The sequence below is a fragment of the Streptomyces sp. NPDC029044 genome (assembly GCF_040637495.1).
In the GTDB taxonomy this organism is placed as follows: domain Bacteria; phylum Actinomycetota; class Actinomycetes; order Streptomycetales; family Streptomycetaceae; genus Streptomyces.
In genome coordinates this window covers 18,312-40,401 of the sequence record NZ_JBEZWN010000031.1, presented here as the reverse complement: position 1 = coordinate 40,401, position 22,090 = coordinate 18,312, and the positions used below count along the sequence as shown (strand labels likewise).

Sequence of the window (22,090 nt, the reverse complement as noted above, 5' to 3'; positions counted from 1 at the left end):
GATGTCCCGGACCGTGACCCACGACGACGCGCCGCAGGACCCCGCGCAGGCCGGCGAGGACCTGCCCTCGCCCGAGAACGTCCGGCTGATCGAGCGCCAGGTCGAGAGCGCGCTGCTGGAGCACCCCGACGTCCTGGACGCGGCCGTCGTCTTCCGCGGCGGCACGCTGGAGGACGTCCCGCCCGAGATCTGCGTCCGCTGCGGCATGGACGGCCGCTACCCGGGCCTGGAACTGGACGCTGACAGCGGCGTATGCAGCCTGTGCACGATGTACGAGCAGCACCGCGAGGAGATCCACGGCTACTTCGGGGACGTCGACGCCTTCACCGCCCGCATCCGCGAGCGCGCCCGGGCAGCCGGATCCGACTACGACTGCCTGCTGCTCTTCAGCGGCGGCAAGGACAGCACCTACGTGCTGCACCAGCTGGTGCGCCTCGGCCTACGGGTCATGACGTTCACCTTCGACAACGGGTTCATCTCCCGTACCGCCCTGGAGAACGTCGAGAACATCACCGCGGCCCTGGGCATCGAGCACGTCACCTCGACCCGCGCCGACCAGAACCGGATCTTCGTCCAGAGCCTGAAGGAGCACAAGAGCGTCTGCAACGGCTGCTTCCGCTCGCTGCTGGACCTCGCCAACCAGCTCGCCTACGAGCGCGGCATCCCCAGCATCGTCACCGGCCTCTCCCGCGGCCAGATCATCGATGAGCGGCTGCTGTGGTTCTACCGCCAGGGCGATTTCGACGCCCAGTACATCGAGAAGCAGCTGGCCGTCGGCCGGCAGATCTACCACCGCGTCGGCGACCGGATCGCCTCGGGCTCCGACCGGGCCGTGGACGAGGTGGAGGTCGTCGACTACTACCGCTACTCCGACGTGACCAAGGACGACATCCGGGCCCTGCTGGCGGAGACGTCGCAGCTGTGGAGTGCCCCCAAGGACACCGGGTTCTGCAGCTCCAACTGCATGATCAACGACGTCGGCGTGTACGTCCACAAGCTGGAGCGCGGCTTCCACAACTACGAGTCGCCCACCCGCTGGGAGGTCCGGCTGGGCCACCTCGCGCGCGCCGAGGCCGACGCCGAACTGCGCACCCCCGTCAACATCCACCGGGTCAAGTCCATGCTCAGCCGCATCGGATACACCGACCCCGGCGCCCGGGACGCACTCGGCACCCGACTGGCCGCCTACTTCGTGACCCGGGAGGGCGCGACCGCCGGCGAGAGCGAGCTGCGGACCGCGGCCTCCGCACGACTGCCGGAGTTCCTCATCCCCGAACACTGGGTGCCGCTCAGCCGGATCCCGCGCTCACGGGGCGCCGTCGAGCGGAAGGAACTGCCCGATCCGCTCGACGGAACGGGCAAGCGGCTCCGGCTGTCGGCGCACGGCAGTGCCGCCCGGGCCGAGGCCACCGACGGCAGCGCCCCCGTGACGGCCGCCGAGCAGGCGCTGCTGGAGTCCGGCCGGGCCGGAGCCCGAGCGCTGCTCCTCGACCTCGACCACCGCCCCGCGCTGACCGAGGTCCGGCGTGCCGTGCTGGCCACCGTGCTGCACCACGAGGCACTCCGGTCCCGCTACACGTGCCACCCGGAGGACGGGCGGTGGCTCCGCACCACCGCCGCCGCGGCCTCCGCCGTACCGGTCGCGGCCGTCGACCTCACACGCCGCGCCGGCCAGGATGAACCCGCCCTGCTGCGCGCACTGGAGCGCCGCCTGCGCGAACGCCTCGACCCCGCCGCCGGCCCCCTGGCCCACGTGGTCCTCGTCGAACGCGGGGAGCGGCCCCCTCGCCTGCTGCTGGTGGTGCACGAGCTGGCCGCCGACACGGCCTCCTGGCCGGTGCTTTTGGAGGACCTGGCCACGGCTCTGACCCAGGTCCGCGACGGCGTCCCCGTCAGCCTGCCGCCGGCCGGGGCCCGCGAGCGGCCCACCGCGGACGGCGCCGCCGAAGGCACCGTGGTCCGCGAGCTGCCCCCCGCGGACGGCACCGCCCAAGGCGTCGTCACCGAGGAGGCACCGGCGGCCGACGGGCACACCGTGCTGCCGGCCACCGGGGGACAGCCGGTCAGGGTGGAGAGCACCACCCTCTCCGCGGCGGACAGCCGCGCCCTGGCCGCCGCCCCCGGCGGCACCGCACTCGCCGTGGCCGCCGCACTCCAGGAGGTGCTCGGCGCCGCGTACGGCGGCTCGGCCCTCACCCTGACCGTCACCGACCACACCGAGACGGCCGGCCGGCCGGGGCGCCTGGTCGGCGCGACCACCGTCCCGCGCACCGTGACCCTGCCGACCGGCGCCGCGGGCCCGGGCCGGCCGTCCGTCGGCCTGGTCCACGTCGGGGACGCCACCGTCCCCGTGCCCGGGGGCGCCCCGTTCCGGGCCGCGGGGATCCCCGGCCTGAGCCTCGAAACGGCACCGGCCGGCCGGCACCACCCGCTGGAGGTCGTCCTGTCCGAGCGGGACGGACGGCTGACCCTCGATTGGTGGAGCACCGAGCCGCCGCGCCGCGAACCCGCCGGAAGCGGGACGCCGCAGCAGGTGGCCGGATGGCTGACGAACCACGCCCAGAACCTCCAGGAGCGCACCCCGTGACCCGATCCACGCCGGAACTGGAACGGCTGCGGCAGCTCTCGCCGGCGAAGTACGCCCTGCTGCTGCGCACCCTGCGCGAACGGGAGACGGCCGAACCGGCCACCTCCGAGAAGCCGTTGTCCTTCGCGCAGGAACGCCTGTGGTTCCTCGACCAGCTCACGCCCGGCAGCCCGGTCTACAACATGCCGCACGCCATCCGGCTGACCGGAGTCCTCGACGTCCCCGCCGTCGGCCGCGCCTTCGGCGCCGTCGTCCGGCGGCACGAGACGCTGCGCACCTCCTTCCCGGCCGTCGACGGCCGGCCCCGGCAGGTCGTCGCCGCGCCCGCCGGCATCGACGTGCCCGTCACCGACCTGCGCGGCCTGCCGGACGGAGAACGGGACGCCGAGGCCGCCCGGCTCGCCGCCGAGCACGCCACCGCCCCCTTCGACCTGGCCACCGGGCCCCTGCTGCGGGTCGCCCTGCTGCGGCTCGCCGACCAGGAGTGGGTGGCCCTGCTCAACCTGCACCACATCGTCGGCGACGACTGGTCCATCGGCATCCTCGTCCGCGAGTTCGCCCTCGCCTACGGCTCCTTCACCGCGGGCGGTGGCGACCCGCTGCCGCCACTGGGCTCCCAGTACGGGGACTACGCCCTCCGCCAGCGCGAGCGCTACGGGAAGGAGGACACCCTCACCCGCGAACTCGCCTACTGGACCGAGCGCCTGGCCGGCGAGCTGCCCAGCCTGGAGCTCCCCGCCGACCGCCCCCGCCCGCCGGTGCAGACCCATGCCGGCGCCGTGCTCACCCGGGTGCTCCCGGCCGACCGCGCCGACCGTGTCCGCGCGCTGGCCCGGCAGGAGGGCGCCACCCTCTTCATGACCCTGCTCGCGGCCTACGGGGTGCTCCTGCACCGCTACTCCCAACGCTCCGACCTGATCGTGGGCACCAGCTCGGCCAGCCGGCACCGCCCCGAGACGGAGCCGCTGATCGGCTTCCTCGTCAACACCCTCCCGCTGCGCCTGCACGTCGAGGGCGGCACCCCGTTCCGCACCCTGCTCGCCGAGGTCCGCCAGCTCGCCCTCGACGCCTTCGCCCACCAGGACGTGCCCTTCGAGCGGATCGTCGAGACGGTCCGAGCCGACCGCGACCTCAGCCGGGCGCCGCTCTTCCAGACCATGCTCAACCTGCACAACGCCCGGACGGAGGAGATCGAGCTGCCGGGCCTGCGGCTCTCCCGCTACGGCGAGGTCCGCCCTGCGAGCGCGATGTTCGACCTGTCCCTGGACGTCTCCGAGGACGACGCAGGCGGTCTGCGCTGCGACTGGGAGTACAACACCGACCTCTTCGACGCCGAGACCATCGGCCGGCTCGCCCGTCACTTCGAGCGGGTGCTGGCCGCCGTCACCGCCGACGCCGGCCTGACCGTCGCGGACATCCCGCTTCTCTCCGGCAGTGAGCGCCAGGCGCTGCTCACCGAGGCCAACGAGATCTCCGTCGCCGTGGAGCCGGACGCGTGCGTCCACCGGCTGTTCGAGGAGCACGCCCGTCTCACCCCCGACGCGGTCGCCGTGGTCGACGGCGACCGGCGCACGACCTACGGCGAACTCGAGCGCGGCGCCGAACTGATCGCTCGCCGGCTGCGCGCCATGGGCGTGGGACCCGAGGTGCGCGTGGGCCTGTGCGGCCCCCGCTCGGCCGACACGATCGCCGCGCTGCTGGGCGTGCTCAAGGCGGGTGGCGCGTACGTGCCGCTGGACCCCGCCAACCCCGTGGACCGGCTCAACTTCGTCATCGCCGACGCGGAGGTGAAGGTCCTCCTCGTCAACCGGGCCACCGCGGAGGCCGTGCCCGGCCTCGGCGCGGACGTGCCGGTCGGCCTCTACGACGAGTGGCTCGCCGCAGGCGAGGAAGGCCTGCCGGCCGCGACGGGACCCGACCGCGGGCCCGCGGCGGTCGCCTCGAACCTGGCCTTCATCGTCTACACCTCCGGTTCCACCGGTCGCGCCAAGGGCGGCATGATCACGCACGGGGCGCTGGTCAGCGCGTTCCGTTCCTGGGAGCGCGTCTACGAGCTCGGCACCGTCGTCCGGCGTCACCTCCAGGCCGCCAACCTCGCCTTCGACGTGTTCACCGGCGACCTCGTGCGTGCTCTGTGCTCCGGCGGCTCGCTGGTGCTGTGCAGCCGCGAGGTCCTGCTGGACCCGGCGAAGCTGTACGGGCTGCTCCAGCGTGAGCGGGTCGACTTCGCCGACCTCGTGCCGGTCGTCGTCCGGCTGCTGTCGGGACACGTGGCCGAACAGGGCAGGCTGCTGGACAACTTCAAGGTGTTCGCCGTCGGCGCGGACATCTGGTTCATGAAGGACTACTGGGCGCTGCACGCCCTGTGCCCGCCCGGCACCCGCCTGGTCAACTCCTACGGCATCACCGAGTCGACCGTGGACAGCGGCCTCTTCGAGACCCCGATGCCCGGCCGCGGCCTGGAAGAGCCGGTGCCGATCGGCCGGCCCCTGCCCAACACCGAGTTCTACGTCCTGGACGACCACCACCGGCCGGTGCCCATCGGCGTCAACGGCACCCTTTACATCGGTGGACTGGCACTCGCCCGCGGCTACGTGGGCCGGCCCGGACTGACCGCCGAACGGTTCCTCCCGCACCCCTTCGCCAAGGAGCCCGGCGCCCGCCTGTACAACACCGGCGACCTGGCCCGCGTGCTGCCCAGCGGTGACGTCGAGGTGCTCGGCCGGGTCGACCGGCAGATCAAGATCCGCGGGTTCCGCATCGAGCTGGAGGAGATCGAGGCCGTCCTGGGCAAGCACCCGGACGTCCAGGACGCGGCCGTCGTCGTCCGCCTGGACGACCGCGGCGAGAAGCGGCTGGCCGGCTACGCGGTGCCCAGGCCGGGCCGCACCGCCGACCCCGCCGACCTCACGGAACACCTGCGCCGGCAGCTGCCGTACTACATGGTCCCCAGTACCCTGACCGTTCTGGAGCGGATGCCCCTCAACTCCAACGGCAAGCACGACCGCAAGGCGCTGCCCGACCCCGCCGAGACGGACGGCACCGCCGACCGCACCGGCACCCCGCTGGTGGACCCGGTCGAGCTGAGGATCGCCGAGATCTGGCGCGAGGTGCTCGGCGTGGAGGACGTCACAGCCGAGGACGACTTCTTCGGGCTGGGCGGGCACTCCCTGTTGGTGCCGCGGATCGCCTTCGAACTGCGCCGCCGCTTCGCGGCCGAGATCCCCCTGGTCGAGCTGTTCGAGGCCACCACCGTCGGTGCGCAGGCCCGGCTGGTCGCCGGCGCCGGCCTGGGCAGCGCCGCGGTGCAGGAAGCGCCCGACCTCGGCGCCGTCCTCGACCCGGCGATCGCGGTCGCCGACGGTGCGGTCCGCACCCCGGCCCACCCCCCGCGCAAGATCCTGCTGACCGGCGCCACCGGCTTCCTCGGCGTCCACCTGCTGGACGCGCTGCTTGAGGGCACCGAGGCCGTCGTGCACTGCCTGGTCCGGGCGGAGAGCACGCAGGCGGCCCGCGAGCGCCTGCGCCGGGCGGCCGACGAGCACGCCGTCCGGATCCGGCACGAGGACCGCGTCGAGATCGTCCACGGCGACCTCGGCGCCCCGCTGCTGGGGCTGTCCGGGGACGACTTCGACGCCCTTGCCGACAGCCTGGACGCGATCTACCACAGCGGCGCCCGCGTCAACTTCGTCCTGCCCTACGAGGCGCTCGCCGCGGCCAACGTGCGGGGCACCGAGGAGGTGCTGCGGCTCGCCGCCCGGGCCGGCGGCGCCCGCGTCCACCACGTCTCGACGGCGGCCGTCCCGGTCGCCGCGACCGGACCGGACGAGCAGACCGCCGCCGCGCTCCAGGGCGGGTACAACCAGTCGAAGTGGGTCGCCGAACGGCTCGCGGTCCAGGCCCGGGAGCGGGGCGTCCCGGTCGCCGTGCACCGTCCCGACTACGTCGCCGGGCACAGCGTCTCCGGCCGCGGCAACCCCAAGGACCTGATCTGGGCCATGATCAAGGGCAGTGTCCAGCTCGGCAGTTGCCCGGACACCGCACTGCCGGTCCAGATGGTTCCCGTCGACCTGGTCGTCCGCGCCCTGGTGAGTGCCTCACTGGCCGGGGACGGCGGAGCCGGCCGCGCGTTCGACCTGGCCCACCCCCAGCCGGTCACCCTCGGGAAGCTGTTCGACTGGGTGCGCGACTTCGGCTACGACGTGCGCCGCCTGCCGTCCGATCAGTGGCTGGCCGAACTGGTCGAGTCCACGCGGCGCTCGGCGGACAACGCCCTTCACCCCTTCGTCTCCACCCTCGGCGGGGCCCTGGACCAGGGGCCGGGCGGCGCGCCCTGCGCGGGGCCGGCGGAGAACGCCTACGAGGCGACGGCGGTGGCGTGCCCGCCCGTCGACGAAGCTCTGGTGCGCGCATACCTGGCGCACCTCGTGCACATCGGCTTCCTGCCCGCGCCCACGCGCGGCGGGGAGCGGAACGAGGAGAACGAATGACCGCGCAGTCCCCTCCGGACCGCGACTCCGGCCGGCCCCCGACCGACAGCGTCGGGAGCTGGCTCTGGTCCCACCTGTCCCGGTTCAAGGGACACATCGCCGCACACCTGGCGGCCGGCGTGCTCTGGCACCTGCTGTCGGCGGCGGTCCCGATCGCGATCGGCGTCGCGATCGACGCGGCGCTGGCCGACGAACCGGACATGGAGCGTTTCACCAGCGCCATCCTGCTCATCCTGACGCTGGTCGTGGTCCGCGGCGTCGCCGGTTTCACCAGCACCTACTCGCTGGAGGCGTACGCCAGCGGCACCGAACGCGACGCCCGCGCCGGGCTGTTCTCCGCGCTGCTGCGCAAGGGCCAGTCGTTCTACGACCGGCGCCCGATCGGGGACCTGTCCGCCCGGGTCACGGGCGACGCCGAGGCGCTCAACCTGATGCTGTCGCCCGGCGCCGACATGACCATCGACATGCTGCTGAGCATCCTCGTCCCGATCGTCGCGATCGCGCTGATCGACCCCGAACTGCTGCTCTCGCCGGTCACGTTCGTCATCCTCTTCGTGCTGGTCCTGCTCGCTCACGGGCGGCGGCTGGAGCCCGTGTCGGGCCAGGTGAGGGAGGCGAACGGAAAGCTCGGCGCCCAGGTCTCCGAGACCCTCTCGGGCATCGAGACCGTGGCCGCCACCGGCAGCGCCGGCACCGCCCGGCGCAGACTCGGCGACCTGGCCCGCGAGTACCGCGACGCCACGGTCCGCCAGGCCGACGTGCAGTCCCTGTACCTGCCGCCGCTGCTGATCAACCTGGCCATCGCCGGTGCGCTGCTGCACGGCGCCGTGCTCGTGCGCGAAGGCTCCCTGAGCACCGGTGACTTCATCGCCTACCTCGGCCTGATGGGTGCCCTGCGCGCCCCCACCCAGCTGGCCGCCTTCAGCATCGGGCTGCTCTACTACGGCATCGCGGGCGCCCGCCGCATCCTGGAGATCATCAACGACCGCTCCGACAGCGACGACCGCGAGGGCGGCCACGCCGCCACCGTGGCGGGCGAGGTCCGCTTCGACTCGGTCACCTTCGGGTACGGCGACACCCCCGTCCTGCACGACGTCTCCTTCAGCGTCCCGGCCGGGGCGACGGTGGCGCTGGTGGGACCGACCGGCAGCGGCAAGAGCACCTTGCTGCACCTGCTCAACCGCACCTACCGGCCCGACTCGGGACGGGTCCTCGTCGACGGTGTGGACGTCGCCGACTGGGACCTGGAGTCGCTGCGCGGGCAGATCGCCGTCATCGAGCAGGACGTGGTCCTCTTCTCCTCCTCGATCGCCGACAACCTCGCCTTCGGCAGCGCGCCGGGCACCAGCCGCGCCGACCTGGAGCGGGTCGCCCGGGACGCGAGCGCCCACGACTTCATCATGGAGTCCGCCGACGGCTACGACACCCTGGTCGGCGAGCGGGGCGTCACGCTCTCCGGCGGCCAGCGGCAGCGGATCGCCATCGGACGGGCGCTGCTCGCCGACCCGCGGATCCTGGTCCTCGACGACTCCACCAGTGCCGTCGACAGCGCGACCGAGCAGGAGATCCAGCGGGCGGTCCAGCGGGCATCGGCCGGCCGCACCACCTTCCTGATCACCCCGCGGCTGTCCCGCATCCGTTCCGCGGACCACGTCATCGTCCTCGACCGGGGCCGGATCGTCGGCCAGGGCCGCCACGAGGACCTGATCGACGGCTGCGAGCTCTACCACCGCATCTTCGCGCCGTACCTGGCCACGGCCCCGTCCGCAGAAGGAGACCGGTGATGGCGCCGATCCTGGAGGGTCTCAACCCCGAGAGCTACGACCGCGCCTACAGCGACGGTGAACTGCTGCGCCGCATCCGCCCGCTGTTCACCGCGCGCCGCTGGGTGGTCGTCCTGATCGCCGTGATGGTGCTCGGCACCGCGGCCGCCGGCGTGACCCTGCCCATCGTGCTGTCGATGGTCGTCGACACCGCCGACTCGGTGGGCGAGAGCGTCGTGCCGCTGGTGCTGGCGGCCGTCCTCTCCGGCGTCGCCGCCTGGCTGTTCACCTTCGTCCAGGCGCGCGCGGTCGGCCGGCTCGTGGGAGACGTGGTGCTGCAGATGCGCGACCGGGCCTTCCGCGCCGTGCTCCGGCAGGACCAGGCGTTCTTCGACACCCACACCACCGGGGCCATCGCCAGCCGTGTCACCTCCGACACCCAGGCCTTCGCCACGCTGCTGACGCTGACCCTCAACGTCGTCGGCCAGATCCTGATGGTCGGGATCATGCTGCTGGCGCTCTTCGTCATCAACTCCGGTCTCGCCGTGGTCACGGCCCTGGTCGCGGTCGCCATCGTCCGCGTCAGCCTCCTCTTCCGCCGGGTCTCGCGCCGGGCCTCGCAGCAGCAGCAGCGCTCCCTGGCGGAGATCCACTCCTATGTGCAGGAGACCCTGCGCGGCATCGCCGTCGCCCGGAACTTCCGCCAGGAGAAGTCGACGTACGACGGCCTGGTCGAGGTCAACCGGCGCTGGTTCCGGGCCACTTTGCGCATGAACCGCCTCTTCAGCGGCATCTTCCCGCTGCTGCTGACCCTCACCGGCCTCGGCACGGTCGCCGTGGCCTGGCTCGGCGGACGCAACGCCGCCGCGGGCGGGCTCAGCGCCGGCGAATGGGCGCTGTTCTTCGAGGCGCTGACCATGTTCTGGTTCCCGCTCACCGCCATCGCCTCGTACTGGAGCCAGTTCCAGCAGGGACTGGCCGCCGCCGAACGCATCTTCGCGCTGGTGGACCGCACGCCCGGCGTCGTCCAGAAGGCCGAGCTGCCGGTGCCCGAACTCCAGGGTCGGATCGAGTTCCAGGGCGTGACGTTCGGCTACGGGGACGGCGACCCGGTGCTCAAGGAGTGCGACCTGGTCGTCCGGCCCGGCGAGACGGTCGCGCTGGTGGGCCACACCGGCGCGGGCAAGTCCAGCGTCGTCCGGCTCATCGGGCGGGCCTACGAGTTCCAGGCAGGCCGCATCCTGGTGGACGGCCGGGACCTGCGGGAGCTGGACCTCGCGCAGTACCGCGCGCACCTCGGGGTCGTCGCGCAGACGCCGTACCTGTTCTCGGGCACCGTGGGGGAGAACATCGGGCACGGGCGCGAAGGCGCCGCCCCGGCGGAGATCGAGGCGGCGGCCCGCGCGGTGGCCGGCGGTGACTGGGTCGACCTGCTGCCCGAAGGGCTCGCCACCCCGACCACCGAGGGCGGGCGCAACCTGTCCACCGGACAGCGCCAGCTGATCGCGCTGGCCCGGGTGGTGCTCCAGGACCCGGCGGTGTTCGTCCTGGACGAGGCGACCGCGAGCGTCGACCCCCTGACCGAGGCGCTGGTCCAGGAGGGCCTGGACACCCTGTCGGCCGACCGGACCACGATCGTGGTGGCGCACCGCCTGCCGACCGTGCGCAAGGCCGACCGGATCGTGGTGCTGGACCACGGCGTGGTCGTCGAACAGGGAGACCACGAGACGCTGCTGAAGCGGGGAGGGGCGTACGCGGCGCTGTACGACGCCTACTTCCGTCACCAGCAGCCCGACTTCGACCCCGCGGCCACGGACCCCGCCGGGCAGGCCGGGCGACGGGAGGTGCTCGATGCCGCCGCAGGCTGACCACCAGCAGGATCGGCCCTCCCTCTGGTCGCTGATCGACGCCGGGGCACGGACCCGGCCGGCGCTGCCCGTCCTGCGGGACGCGCACACCGAGCACACCTTCCACACCCTGCGCGAGGCGGTGGCGAGCGGCGCGGCCGGGCTGGCGCGCGCCGGGGTCCGGCCCGGCTCCACGGTGGTGCTGCTCTTCGAGAACACCGTCGAATGCGCGGTCGCCTTCCTGGCCGCCGCACGGCTGGGCGCCCGCCTGGTGCCGGCCGAGCCGGACTCCGCACCGGCCGCCCTGACCGCCCTGCGCGAGGGCCTGGACGAGACCCCGGACGACGGCCCGGACGGAGCGGTCCTCGTGGGCGCCGCCTCCCGCCTCACGGCCCTGGCCGCGGCCGGAGCCTGGCCCGCGCACCGGACGGCGGCCGCCGCCGCGCCCCGGACCGGGCAGGGAGAGCACCCGCTGCCGGCCCCGGCCGACGGCGAGGAGCCGTTCCTGCACCAGTACACCTCCGGGTCGACCGGCGAACCCAAGGCCGCCGTGCACACCCAGGCGAACCTGGTACGCGGAGCACGCATCTACGCGGGGGTCCACGGCTACGGCGAGCAGGACCGCGTGCTCCTCGCGGTGCCCCTGCTGCACTCCTTCGGCATGGTGTCCGGCCTGGTCACCTCCCTGCTCACCGGCGCCTGCCTCACCCTGCCGGGGCGCTTCGCGCCCGGCGCGTTGCTGCGCGAACTGGCCGCCGTACGGGCCACCGTGCTCGTCGCCGCCCCCGTCGCCTACGACCTGCTGGCCCGCTCGGTCGCCGCCCGCCCGGGCGCGACCGGCTCGGTCCGGCTGTGCCTGTCCTCCGGGGCGGCCCTCGCCCGCACCACCGCGGAGCGGTTCCACGCCGCCACCGGCCTGCGCATCCAGCAGGTCTACGGATCGACCGAGGCCGGGATCATCGCCACCCAGCGCTCGGACGACCCCGCCGAGGACCGCGGCGTCGGCCACGTCGTGCCGGGGGTGCGGATCCGCCTGGTCGGTGAGGACGGCCTGCCGGTACCGGACGGGCGGCCCGGCTCCCTGCTGGTGCGTACACCGGCCATGTTCGCCGGATACCACCGGCGACCGGAGGCCACGAGAGCGGCGTTCGTGGACGGCTGGTACGCCACCGGTGACGTCGCCCGTACCGACGGGGACGGTCGCCTGCACCTGGTCGGCCGCAAGGACTCGTTCATCAACGTCGGCGGCAAGAAGGTCAATCCGGCCGAGGTGGAGGCCGTGATGGCCGGTCACCCGCTGGTCGCCGAGGCCGCCGTCTGGGGAGAGGAACTGCCCGGCGGGGGAGAGCGGGTCCGGGCGACCGTCGTGGCCGCCGGCCCGCTCACCGCGGGGGAGCTGACCGCCTACTGCCGCGAGCGCCTGCTGGCCCACCAGGTGCCCCTGGGCACCGAGTTCGTCGCGGCGCTGCCCCGGACCTCCTCCGGCAAGATCCGGCGCGCCGCCCTGCGGGACCCACACCACCATCACGGAACACCGGCACGGGGGGACGACCGATGAGCGGGACACTGGTACGACTGCTGCGCGAGCGCGCGGACAAGCAGGAGGCGGACACCGCCTTCCGGTTCCTGGCCGATGTCGGCCCGCAGGAGATCACCTACGGCGAGCTGGAGACCGGAGCGCGCGCCGTGGCCGCCCGGCTCCAGCAGGCGGGCACCGGGGCCGGGGATCGCGTCATGTTGCTCTACCCGCCCGGCCTCGACTACGTCACGGCGTTCTTCGGCAGCCTGTACGCGGGGGCCGTCCCCGTCCCGGCGTACCCGCCTGGCTCCGCCCGCACCGTCGGCCGGCTGGCCGCCGTCGCCCTGGACAGCGGCGCCCGGCTCGCCCTGACCACCGCGGACATCGTTCCGGTGCTGGAACAGGGCGTGGCCGGAACCCCGTTGGCGGCCCTGCGAGGTGTCGCCACCGACGTCCTGGACCCCGCACTGGCGGCCCAGTGGCGGACGCACGACCCCGAATCCGGCGCCACGGCCTTCCTCCAGTACACCTCCGGGTCGACGGCCACTCCCAAGGGCGTGGTGGTCACCCACGCCAACCTCCTGCACAACGTCGACATGATCAGCCGGGCGTTCGGGGTGACGGCGGCCTCACGCGGCGTCGTGTGGCTGCCGCCGTACCACGACATGGGTCTGATCGGGGGCATCCTCACCCCGCTGTACGGCGGTTTCCCCGTCACGCTGATGTCGCCGATGAACTTCCTGCGGCGCCCCATGCAGTGGCTGCGGGCCGTCTCCGACGAGCGGGCCGACGTCAGCGGCGGTCCGAACTTCGCGTACGAGATGTGCGTACGCGCCGTCACCGACGCCGACCGGGAGAACCTCGACCTCAGCTCCTGGAAGGTCGCGTTCAACGGCGCCGAACCCATCCGCCCGGAGACCCTCGACGCCTTCGCCGAGGCGTTCGGCGACTGCGGATTCCGGCGCAGCAGCTTCCTGCCCTGCTACGGGCTGGCCGAGGCCACCTTGTTCGTCACCGGAACCGCCGCCCACCGGGAGCCCGCCGTCCGCACCGTGGACCCCGCGGCGCTCCGGGCCGGCCGTGCCGACGCACCCGCCCCGGGCGGCCCGGCACGCGCCCTGGTCGGCAGCGGCCGGGCCTTCGCCGGACAGGACGTGTGCATCGTCTCCCCCGAGACCCTGCGCACCCTCCCGGACGTCGAGGTCGGCGAGATCTGGGTGCGCGGCCCCAGCGTCACCGCGGGATACTTCGGCGACCCGGAGCAGACGGCGGAGGCCTTCGGAGCCGTCCCGGCCGGCGAGGAGGCCGGAACGGGCTACCTGCGCACCGGTGACCTCGGCTTCCTCGCCGACGGCGAGCTGTTCGTCACCGGCCGCCGCAAGGACCTCATCATCATCCGGGGCCGCAACTTCTACCCCACCGACATCGAACGGGCGGCCGACCACAGTCACGCCGGGCTGCGCAAGGGCTGCGGCGCCGCCTTCACCGTGGAGCACGAGGGGGAACAGGCCCTCGTCCTCGTCCAGGAGGTGGACGGGCGGGGCCTGCGCGGACTGGACGGGGAACAGGCCGTGGCCGCGATCCGCGCCGCGGTCGCCGAGCAGTGCGACATCGCCCTGCACGACGTGGTCCTGGTCCGGCCGGGCAGCATCCCCAAGACGACCAGCGGCAAGATCCAGCGCCGGCTGTCCCGTGCGCGCTACACGGCAGGCGAGTTCGAGCCGCTGTGGAGCGCGAGCACCCGTGCCGGTGGCGAGGCGGGCACGGACCGGCCGGCCGGTGACAGGGCCGCCTTCGCAGCCCTGGACCCGGCCGGGCGGACGCGGTTCCTGCGCGCCCTGCTGGCCGGCCGCATCGCCCGGTCGACCGGTGTCCCGGTCGATTCCGTCGACCACGACCAGCCCCTGGCGGCCGCCGGCCTCGACTCGCTGGCCGCCGTACGCCTGGCCAACGCGGTCCAGGACGAGCTCGGCGTCACCCTGCCGCTGAGCGAGCTGCTCGGCGGGGCCACGCTCGCCCGGGCCGCCGAGGCCGCCGTCCTCGACGACGGCCCGGTCGACGCGCAGGCCACCGACGGCGCGGGCGCCGCCCCGCTCGGCCCGCAGGCCGCGCTGACCGCGGTCTCCCCGGGCCAGCACGCCCTGTGGCAGGCCCACCAGGAGGACCCGGGCGGGTCCGCCTACACCATCGCGATCCCGTTCCGTGTGCACGGCGCGCTCGACGCGGACACCCTCCAGGCGGCCCTGCGCCGGCTCGCGGGCCGCCACGCCGTGCTGCGCACCTCCTACCGGGTCCGGGACGGCCGGCCGGTGCCGGTCACCGCCGACGCCCCCGAGGTTCCCCTCACCCGGGCCGACGCCCGTACCTGGGACGAGCAGCAGGTCCGCGACCGCCTCACCCAGGCCGTCCACGAGCCCTTCGACCTGGAGCGCGGGCCCGTGCTGCGCGCGCTGCTCCTGACCCGTCCCGGCGACGTCCACCTGGTCCTGCTGACGCTGCACCACATCGCCGGCGACCTGTGGTCCGCGGTGCTGCTGACCGACGAGCTCGGCCGGCTCTACCAGGAGGAAGCCGCGAGGACCGCCTCGGGCCGGGAGGCCGCGGTGGATCCCGGGGAGCCCGCCGCCCCCCTCCACGGCTACGCCGACCACGTCGCCCACCGGGCCGCGCTGCTCGCCGGCCCCGCCGGGGACCGGCTGCGCGCCTACTGGGAGCGGCGGCTGGCCGGGGCCGCCACCGTCCTGGATCTCCCCACGGACGCCCCCCACCCCGCGCTGGTCGACCACCGGGCCGGGCGGCGGGCCTTCACCCTCGCGCCCGAGTTCACCGACCGGCTCAGGGCGTTCGCCGCGGACCGCGGCGTCACCCTGTACAGCCTGCTGCTGGCGGCCTTCCACATCACCCTGCACCACGCCGGCGGGCAGGACGACCTGGTCGTCGGCTCCCCGGCCGCCAACCGCGGCCGCAGCGCCGACGAGGACGTCATCGGCTACTTCGTCAACCCGCTGCCCGTCCGGGTCACCTTCGCACCCGAGGACACCCCGGCCACCCTGCTGGCCCGCCTGCACGCCGACGCCGTCCGCGACCTCGACCACCAGGCGTACCCGCTTCCGCTGATCCTGGAGCACCTCCGCCCACGCCGCGTGCCCGGCCGCAGCCCGCTCTTCCAGGCCGCCTTCCTCTTCCAGAAGCCGCACACCGGGCACGCCGCGGCGCCGTTCGTCCTCGGTGCCGGCTCCGGCACGGTCGCCTGGGGAGGCCTGAGGGCCGCCCCGCTGGCCGTCGAACAGCACACCGCGCCCTACGAGCTGACGCTCACCCTGGTGGACACCGGGGCGGGCCTGGACGGCTCACTGCACTACACCACCGACGTCTACGCCGGCAGTACGGCCGAGCGGCTCACCGCCCACTTCCGGCAGACCCTCGCCGACGTCCTGGCCCATCCGGACACCCGGATCGGCGACCTGTGCCCACCCGACCTGCTGGCCAGACGCACCGCCGCCCGGACCGTCGGCGACCCGTCCGGGGACGACGGCTACACGCCGCCGCGCACCGAGACCGAACGCGTCCTGGCCGCCCTGTGGGAGGACATCCTCGGCGTCGAACCCGTCGGTGCCCACGACGACTTCTACGAACTCGGCGGTCACTCACTGCTCGCCGCCCAGCTCATCAGCGCCATACGCGACGCCTTCGGCGTCGAGGCGCCCGTCCGGGCCGTCATGCAGTCCCGGACCCTCGCCGAGAGCGCCGCCTTCGTCGACGCCCTGCTCTGGGCACGCGAGAGCGCCCGCACCCAGGAACCCACCGCCACCACGGCCGCACGAGAGGAGGGCGAGCTGTGACCGTGACCCCCGAGCCCGCCGGCCACGTGCTGCCGCTGCCCGGCGGCGACTGGAACGTCTGGCGCCTGCTGGGCGTCCGGGGAGCCGGTTTCCCCGCAGCCCGTGTCCTGAGCCTCGCCGCACCCGGCGCGGCGGCCGCCGCCGACCGCCTGGCCCAGGCCCGCGCCCGGGCCGCCGAGCGGCGCGAGGAAGCCCTCGCCGCGCTGCGCGCCGAACTGGACGCGCTGCGCGAGAGCGGCCAGTGGGACGACCTGTCCCGCCGCCGCCCCCTGCTGCGCGCCATCTCCCGGCTCAACAAGGGCCGGCTGCCCGGCCCGGATCCCGCCCGCCCGCAGTACGCGGCCCTGGCCGAGGCCGAGGAACGGGCCGCCGCCGAACTCGCCACCGCACGCGCCGCGTTCGACGCCGACATCGAACGGCTCTCGGAGGGTCTGCGGGAGGCCGCCGCCGACCCGCTGTTCCAAGAGGCCGTCATCTGGCAGAACCGGGCGGCGTACACCACCGGGATCAGCCGCCTGGCCCGCCCCGGCAATGTGCACCGCAACGCACGCCGTCGCGAACACGAGGCACTGGCCGCCGGATACCTCCAGCGGTACTGCGTCAAGAACGACTCCATCGGCTTCTTCGGCCCCATCGGCTGGGGCTCCTTCGTCGAGGACGGCGCACCGCTGGCCGTGCGCACCGAGACGGAGCTGCTCGCCGCCCGCGAGGTGTACTTCGAGCAGTGGTGCATGGACTCCTTCGCCCGGTCCCTGGGCACCGATCCGTCGCTGCGCCGCTGGATCGCCCCCCGCCGGCTGCCCGCCGTACGGCTGGAGGGCCGGGTGCTGCACCGTCCCGCGGGCCCGGTCACCCTGCCCGAAGCCCAGGTCGCCACCCTGGGGACCGTCCTGGACCTGTGCGACGGCACCCGCACCGCGCTGGAGGTCGGTGCTGAGGCCGCCCGCCTGCTGCCCGGTCTGAACGGCGGGGAGCAGCAGGTGGCCGGCCTGCTCGCCTCGATGTGCGAGAGCGGCCTGATCGCCTGGGACCTGGAACTGCCGCTCCAGCCCGAACCGGAGCACGCCCTGCGGCGCCAGCTCGGGCGGATCGGCGACACCGGGCTGCGCGAGTCCGCGCTGGCCCGTCTGGACCTGCTCGCCCAGGCCCGGGCCGGTGTCCGGGGGGCCGCGGGCAAGCCCGCCGAGCTCGAACGGGCCCTGGAGCACCTGGAGTCCACCTTCACCGAACTGACGGGCACGGCGGCCACCCGCGCCCGCGGCGAGACCTACGGCGCGCGCACCCTCGTCTACGAGGACACCCGCCGCGCCGGGACGGTGGAACTCGGCGCCCGCCTGCGCGCCGAACTCGGGCCCCCGCTCACCCTCATGCTGGACTCCGCCCGCTGGCTGACCCACACCGTCGCCACCGGCTACCGGGCCGTCTTCGACCGGCTGCACCGGGAACTGGCCGCGGACGGTGCCGAGGTGCGGTTCACCGACTTCTGGCAGTCCCTCCAGCCGCTGCTGCTGGGCCAGGTCCAGCAGCCCATCGAGACGGCCGTCGCCGAACTCCAGCGCCGCTGGGCGGAGGTGCTCGGCCCCTTCGACGGGGCACGGCGCATCACCCGCACCGCGGCGGAGCTGAGGGACGCCGTCACCGAGCGGTTCGCCGCCCCGGACGCCGGCTGGCCCGCCGCCCGTCACCAGTGTCCCGACGTGATGCTCGCCGCCGAGAGCCCCGAGGCCGTCGAGCGCGGCGAGTACCAGCTGGTCCTCGGCGAACTGCACGCGGGCGCCAACACCCTGCGCAACCTGCTCTTCGTCAACCAGCACCCCCGGCCCGACGAGCTGATGGCGGCCGTCGCGGCCGACATACCCGAGGCGCGCGTCGTCCCCGTGCTGCCGAAGTACTGGCTCTACTCGACCCGCTTCGTGCCGTTGCTCACCTCCGACAAGGACCACCGGCTGCTGCTCAGCGACGAGTCGTCCTGGTACACCGCCGACGACCGGGCGCTGCCCGTCGGCTGCCTCGTCGTCGAGCGGACCCCCGAAGGCGCCGTCGTCGCCCGTGACGTGGACCGCGGCACCGTCTTCGACATGGTCGACCTGCTCGCCGAGGCGCTCAGCTTCAAGGTCGTCAGCCGCTTCCAGCCGATGGCCCCGCTCGCCCACACCCCCCGGATCACCGTCGACCGGCTGGTGATCAGCCGCGAGACCTGGCGCTTCCACGCCGCCGAACTGCCCTTCGGCGGCATCGAGGACGAGCTGGAACAGTTCACCGCCGTCCGCCGGTGGGCGCGCGACCACGGGATGCCGAGGTTCGTCTTCGTCAAGGCCGTTCACGAGACCAAGCCGTTCTACGTCGACTTCGACAGTCCGGTCTTCACCAAGGCGTTCGCCCACGCGGTCCGGGCCGCTCCGGCCCCCGCCCCCGGTGCCCGGCCCGCGTTCACGGTGAGCGAGATGCTCCCCACGGCCGAGCACACCTGGCTCACGGACCACCAGGGCAACCGATTCACCAGCGAGTTCCGCATCGTCGCGGTCGACTCCCAGCGAAGGGAACCCACGAAGTGTCAGTGACCGACCTGATGGCACGCCTGCGGACGCTCGACATCCGGCTGTGGACCGAGGACGGCCGGCTCCGTTACAGCGCACCCGACGGCGCCCTCACCCCCGAGCTGCGCACCGAGCTGCGCGCCGCCAAGGACGAGTTGGTCGCCCTGCTCGGCGCCCGCGCCGCCCAGGCCCCGATCGGCCGCCGCCCGGGCACCGGCCCGGCCCCGCTCTCGGCCGCCCAGCAACGGCTGTGGCTCCTGGACCAGATGGATCCCGGGAACGCGGCCTACGGCATGCACGCCGGGGTCCGGCTGCGGGGCCCCGTCGACGTGGACGTCCTGCGGCGCTGCGTGCAGGAGATCACCGACCGGCACGCAGCGCTGCGCACCACCTTCCGCGCCGTCGGGGGCCGTCCCGAGCAGCATGTCGCCGACTCCCTGGCCATCCCGCTCGAACTGCGCGACCTGCGGCACCTGCCGCCGCGGGAGCGGGCCGAGGAGGTCGCCCGGGCCGGGGCCGAGGAGGCCCGGCGCGGGTTCGACCTGGCGGCCGGCCCGCTGCTGCGCACGGTGCTGCTGCGGTCCGCCGACGACGAGCACGTGCTGCTGCTGACGATGCATCACATCATTTCGGACGGCTGGTCGGTGTCCGTCCTGATCGGTGAACTGGGCGCGCTGTACACAGCCTTCACGCGCGGCACGGGCTCCCCGCTGCCGCCTCTGGAGATCCAGTACGCCGACTACGCGGCCTGGCAGGCCGAATGGCTCGCCGGTGACGGTCCCGCCGGGCAGCTGGCCCACTGGCGTGACCGCCTCCACGACGCCCCGACCGACCTGGCGCTTCCCCTGGACCGGCCGCGCCCCGCCGTCCAGACCTTCCGCGCCATGAGCACCGAGGGCCGGCTCGATCCGCAGACCACCGCCGCCCTCAAACGCCTCAGCCAGGAGGAGGGCGCCACCCTCTTCATGACGATGCTCACCGCGTTCAGCGCGCTCCTGGCCCGTCACAGCGGCCAGGACGACCTCGTCGTCGGCATCCCCGAGTCCGGCCGCAACCGCTCGGAGACCGAGCCGCTGATCGGCTGCTTCGTCAACACCCTCGCCCTGCGCACCGACCTCTCCGGCGACCCCGACTTCCGCACCGCCCTGCGCCGGGTCCGCGACACGGCCCTGGACGCCTACGCGCACAGCGAGGTCCCCTTCGAGCAGGTCCTCGCCGAACTGAGAACCGAGCGCCGGCTGGACCGCACCCCGGTCTTCCAGGTGTTCTTCAACATGGTTCCGTACTCCCCGCAGGCCCTCGAACTGCCCGGCGTGGAAGCGGAGATCGTCTCCGTCCCGGAGACCGGCGCCAAGTTCGACCTGACCCTCTACGTCAGCGCCGACGGCGGCACGCTCACCCTGGTCCACAACGCCGATCTGTTCGACGCGGCGCGCGCCGCCGAGCTGCTGGAGCAGTACCGGGAGCTGCTCGCCGCGGTCGCGCTGGACGCCGGCCGGCCGCTCACCCGGTACCCGCTGGTCACCACGGCCGCGCGGGAGCTGCTGCCGGACCCGGAGCGGCCCCTGCCGGCCGCCTGGGACGTTCCGGTGCACGAGATGTTCGCGCGCCGGGCCGCCGAGACCCCGGACGCCGTCGCGGTGTGCGACCCCGCGGAGTCGCTCACGTACGGCGAACTCGCCCGGCGGGCGGGCGGGATCGCCGCACGGCTGCGGGACGCGGGCCTGGGCCCGGGCGACCTGGTGGCCGTGCACGGCCCGCGCGGGGCCGGCCTGGTGGCGGCTCTGCTCGGGGTGCTCGGTGCCGGAGCCGGCTTCGTGGTCCTCGACCCCTCCGAGCCCGCCGTCCGGCTGGCCGACCAGGTACGCACCGCGGGGATCCGCGGCTGGATCGCCGTGGCCACGCCGGGCGAGGCCCCCGACGGGCCGGCCCCCGAGCTGGAGGCCGCCCTGACCGAGACGGCGGCGGTCCGCCTCACCCCGGCGGCCGCCGGATCCGGGCCGGAAGCGTCCGCGACGGAATACCGGGCCGCCGCGGAGTGCGGTCCGGACACCGTCGCCTATGCCGCGTTCACCTCCGGCTCCACCGGCCGCCCCAAGGCCGTGCTCGGCGGGCACGGCCCGCTGGCCCACTTCGTCTCCTGGTACGCCCGCGACTACGGGCTGACCGCCGAGGACCGGTTCGCGCTGCTCTCCGCACCGGGCCACGACCCCATGCTGCGTGACGTGTTCACCCCGCTCGCGCTCGGCGCGGCCCTGTACGTCCCCGACCACTCCTCCCTCAAGCCGGGCGAGCTCGCGGCCTGGCTGGACGAGCGGCGGATCACCGTCGCCAACATGACCCCCGCCACCCTGGACTTCGTCCTCTCGGGCGCCGAGGGCATCCGCAACACGAGCCTGCGGCTGCTGTGCTTCAGCGGCGACCGGCTGCTGGGCGGCCACGTCGAGCGGGCCCGCTCCTACGCCCCCGGCGTGCGGTGCGTGAACTTCTACGGGGCGACGGAGACCCCGCAGGCGGTCAGCGCCTACGAAGTGCCGGTCCCCGGCGCCGGCGCCCCGTCCGGCGTCCCGGCCGAGATCCCCCTGGGCGCCGGTGTCGAGGGCGCCCAGCTGGTGCTGCGCAACCGGGCCGGGCGGCAGACCGGCGTGGGCGAACTCGGCGAGATCCATGTGCGCTCCCCCCACCTGGCCCTGGGGTATCCGGGCTCCCCGGAAGGGACCGCCGAGCGCTTCCTCCCGGCGGGCCCCGGCGGCGAGCGCGAGTACCGCACCGGCGATCTCGGGCGCTACCGCCCCGACGGCACCGTCCAGTTCGTGGGCCGCGTCGACCGGCAGGTGCAGATCCGGGGCTTCCGCGTCGAGCCCGGCGAGACGGAGCGAGCCCTGCGATCCCACCCCGGGGTCGCCGACGCCGTCGTCGTGGCGGCGCCCGACAGCACGGGGATGCGCCTGGTCGCCCACGTGGTACCCGCCGGGCCGTCCACCGCCGCCCTCGATCCGCGCGAGCTGCGGGGCCACGTCCGTGGCCTGCTGCCGGACTACATGGTTCCGACGGCCTGGTCGGTCCTGGAGGAACTGCCGCGGCTGGCGAACGGCAAACCCGATCTGCGGTCGCTGCCCGAGGCGGCGCCGCCCGGCTCCGCGCAGGAGTACGTGGCACCCAGCGGTGCCACCGAGGAGAGCCTGGCCCGGATCTGGGCCGAGGTGCTCCAGGTGCCCCGGGTCGGCGCCCGCGACGACTTCTTCGACCTCGGCGGGCACTCGCTGCTCGCCACCGTGATCACCCACCGCATCCGCGAGCAGTTCGGTGTGGAGATCACCATTCGGTCGCTCTTCGAGGCGCCGACGGTGGCGGAGCTCGCCCGGCGCCTGGAGGAGCCCGGCGCGGTGGCGGCCTCGTCGGCCCAGCCCGGCATCCGGGCGGTGCGGCGCGCACCGGAATCGGCGGGTCTGGACGACCTGCTGGCCCGGCTCGGCGACATCAGCGGCGGTGCCCGGTGACGCCG

The 22,090-nt window shown here is 74.2% G+C and carries 8 protein-coding genes; all 8 read left to right on the top strand.

Translation table 11 applies throughout. From position 1 onward, the window contains the following. Position 1: 1 nt before the first annotated feature. From AB0E85_RS23600 to AB0E85_RS23565, 8 genes are read left to right on the top strand one after another with little or no spacing between them, the layout of a single operon-like run. Positions 2-2,587, top strand: coding sequence for a condensation domain-containing protein (locus AB0E85_RS23600; RefSeq protein WP_361930434.1), 2,586 nt, complete (start codon positions 2-4; stop codon positions 2,585-2,587). After that, the gene (locus tag AB0E85_RS23595; protein ID WP_361930432.1) at positions 2,584-7,077 is read left to right on the top strand and encodes an amino acid adenylation domain-containing protein; all 4,494 of its coding nucleotides are present in this window, start codon (positions 2,584-2,586) and stop codon (positions 7,075-7,077) included. The genes AB0E85_RS23600 and AB0E85_RS23595 overlap by 4 nt, the downstream gene beginning before the upstream one ends. Continuing rightward, on the top strand, positions 7,074-8,861 hold the full coding sequence (locus AB0E85_RS23590; RefSeq protein ID WP_361930429.1) for an ABC transporter ATP-binding protein: 1,788 nt from the start codon (positions 7,074-7,076) through the stop codon (positions 8,859-8,861). Before AB0E85_RS23595 ends, AB0E85_RS23590 begins: the two co-directional genes overlap by 4 nt. Continuing rightward, entirely contained in the window at positions 8,861-10,708 is a 1,848-nt protein-coding gene (locus AB0E85_RS23585) for an ABC transporter ATP-binding protein (RefSeq protein WP_361930426.1), read from the top strand. Before AB0E85_RS23590 ends, AB0E85_RS23585 begins: the two co-directional genes overlap by 1 nt. Beyond that, entirely contained in the window at positions 10,692-12,245 is a 1,554-nt protein-coding gene (locus AB0E85_RS23580; RefSeq protein ID WP_361930423.1) for a class I adenylate-forming enzyme family protein, read from the top strand. Before AB0E85_RS23585 ends, AB0E85_RS23580 begins: the two co-directional genes overlap by 17 nt. After that, positions 12,242-16,048 carry a condensation domain-containing protein gene (locus AB0E85_RS23575; RefSeq protein ID WP_361930420.1) on the top strand — a complete coding sequence of 1,269 codons (3,807 nt, stop codon included), beginning with the start codon at positions 12,242-12,244 and terminating at the stop codon, positions 16,046-16,048. Before AB0E85_RS23580 ends, AB0E85_RS23575 begins: the two co-directional genes overlap by 4 nt. After that, the gene (locus tag AB0E85_RS23570; RefSeq protein ID WP_361930418.1) at positions 16,045-18,609 is read left to right on the top strand and encodes a lantibiotic dehydratase; all 2,565 of its coding nucleotides are present in this window, start codon (positions 16,045-16,047) and stop codon (positions 18,607-18,609) included. The genes AB0E85_RS23575 and AB0E85_RS23570 overlap by 4 nt, the downstream gene beginning before the upstream one ends. Continuing rightward, on the top strand, positions 18,600-22,085 hold the full coding sequence (locus AB0E85_RS23565; RefSeq protein ID WP_361930416.1) for an amino acid adenylation domain-containing protein: 3,486 nt from the start codon (positions 18,600-18,602) through the stop codon (positions 22,083-22,085). Before AB0E85_RS23570 ends, AB0E85_RS23565 begins: the two co-directional genes overlap by 10 nt. Positions 22,086-22,090 lie beyond the last annotated feature (5 nt).

Coding starts and splice junctions, on each gene's coding strand:
- AB0E85_RS23600 (WP_361930434.1), top strand. CDS start 2: ATGTCCCGGACCGTGACCCACGACGACGCGCCGCAGGACCCCGCGCAG.
- AB0E85_RS23590 (WP_361930429.1), top strand. CDS start 7,074: ATGACCGCGCAGTCCCCTCCGGACCGCGACTCCGGCCGGCCCCCGACC.
- AB0E85_RS23585 (WP_361930426.1), top strand. CDS start 8,861: ATGGCGCCGATCCTGGAGGGTCTCAACCCCGAGAGCTACGACCGCGCC.
- AB0E85_RS23580 (WP_361930423.1), top strand. CDS start 10,692: ATGCCGCCGCAGGCTGACCACCAGCAGGATCGGCCCTCCCTCTGGTCG.
- AB0E85_RS23575 (WP_361930420.1), top strand. CDS start 12,242: ATGAGCGGGACACTGGTACGACTGCTGCGCGAGCGCGCGGACAAGCAG.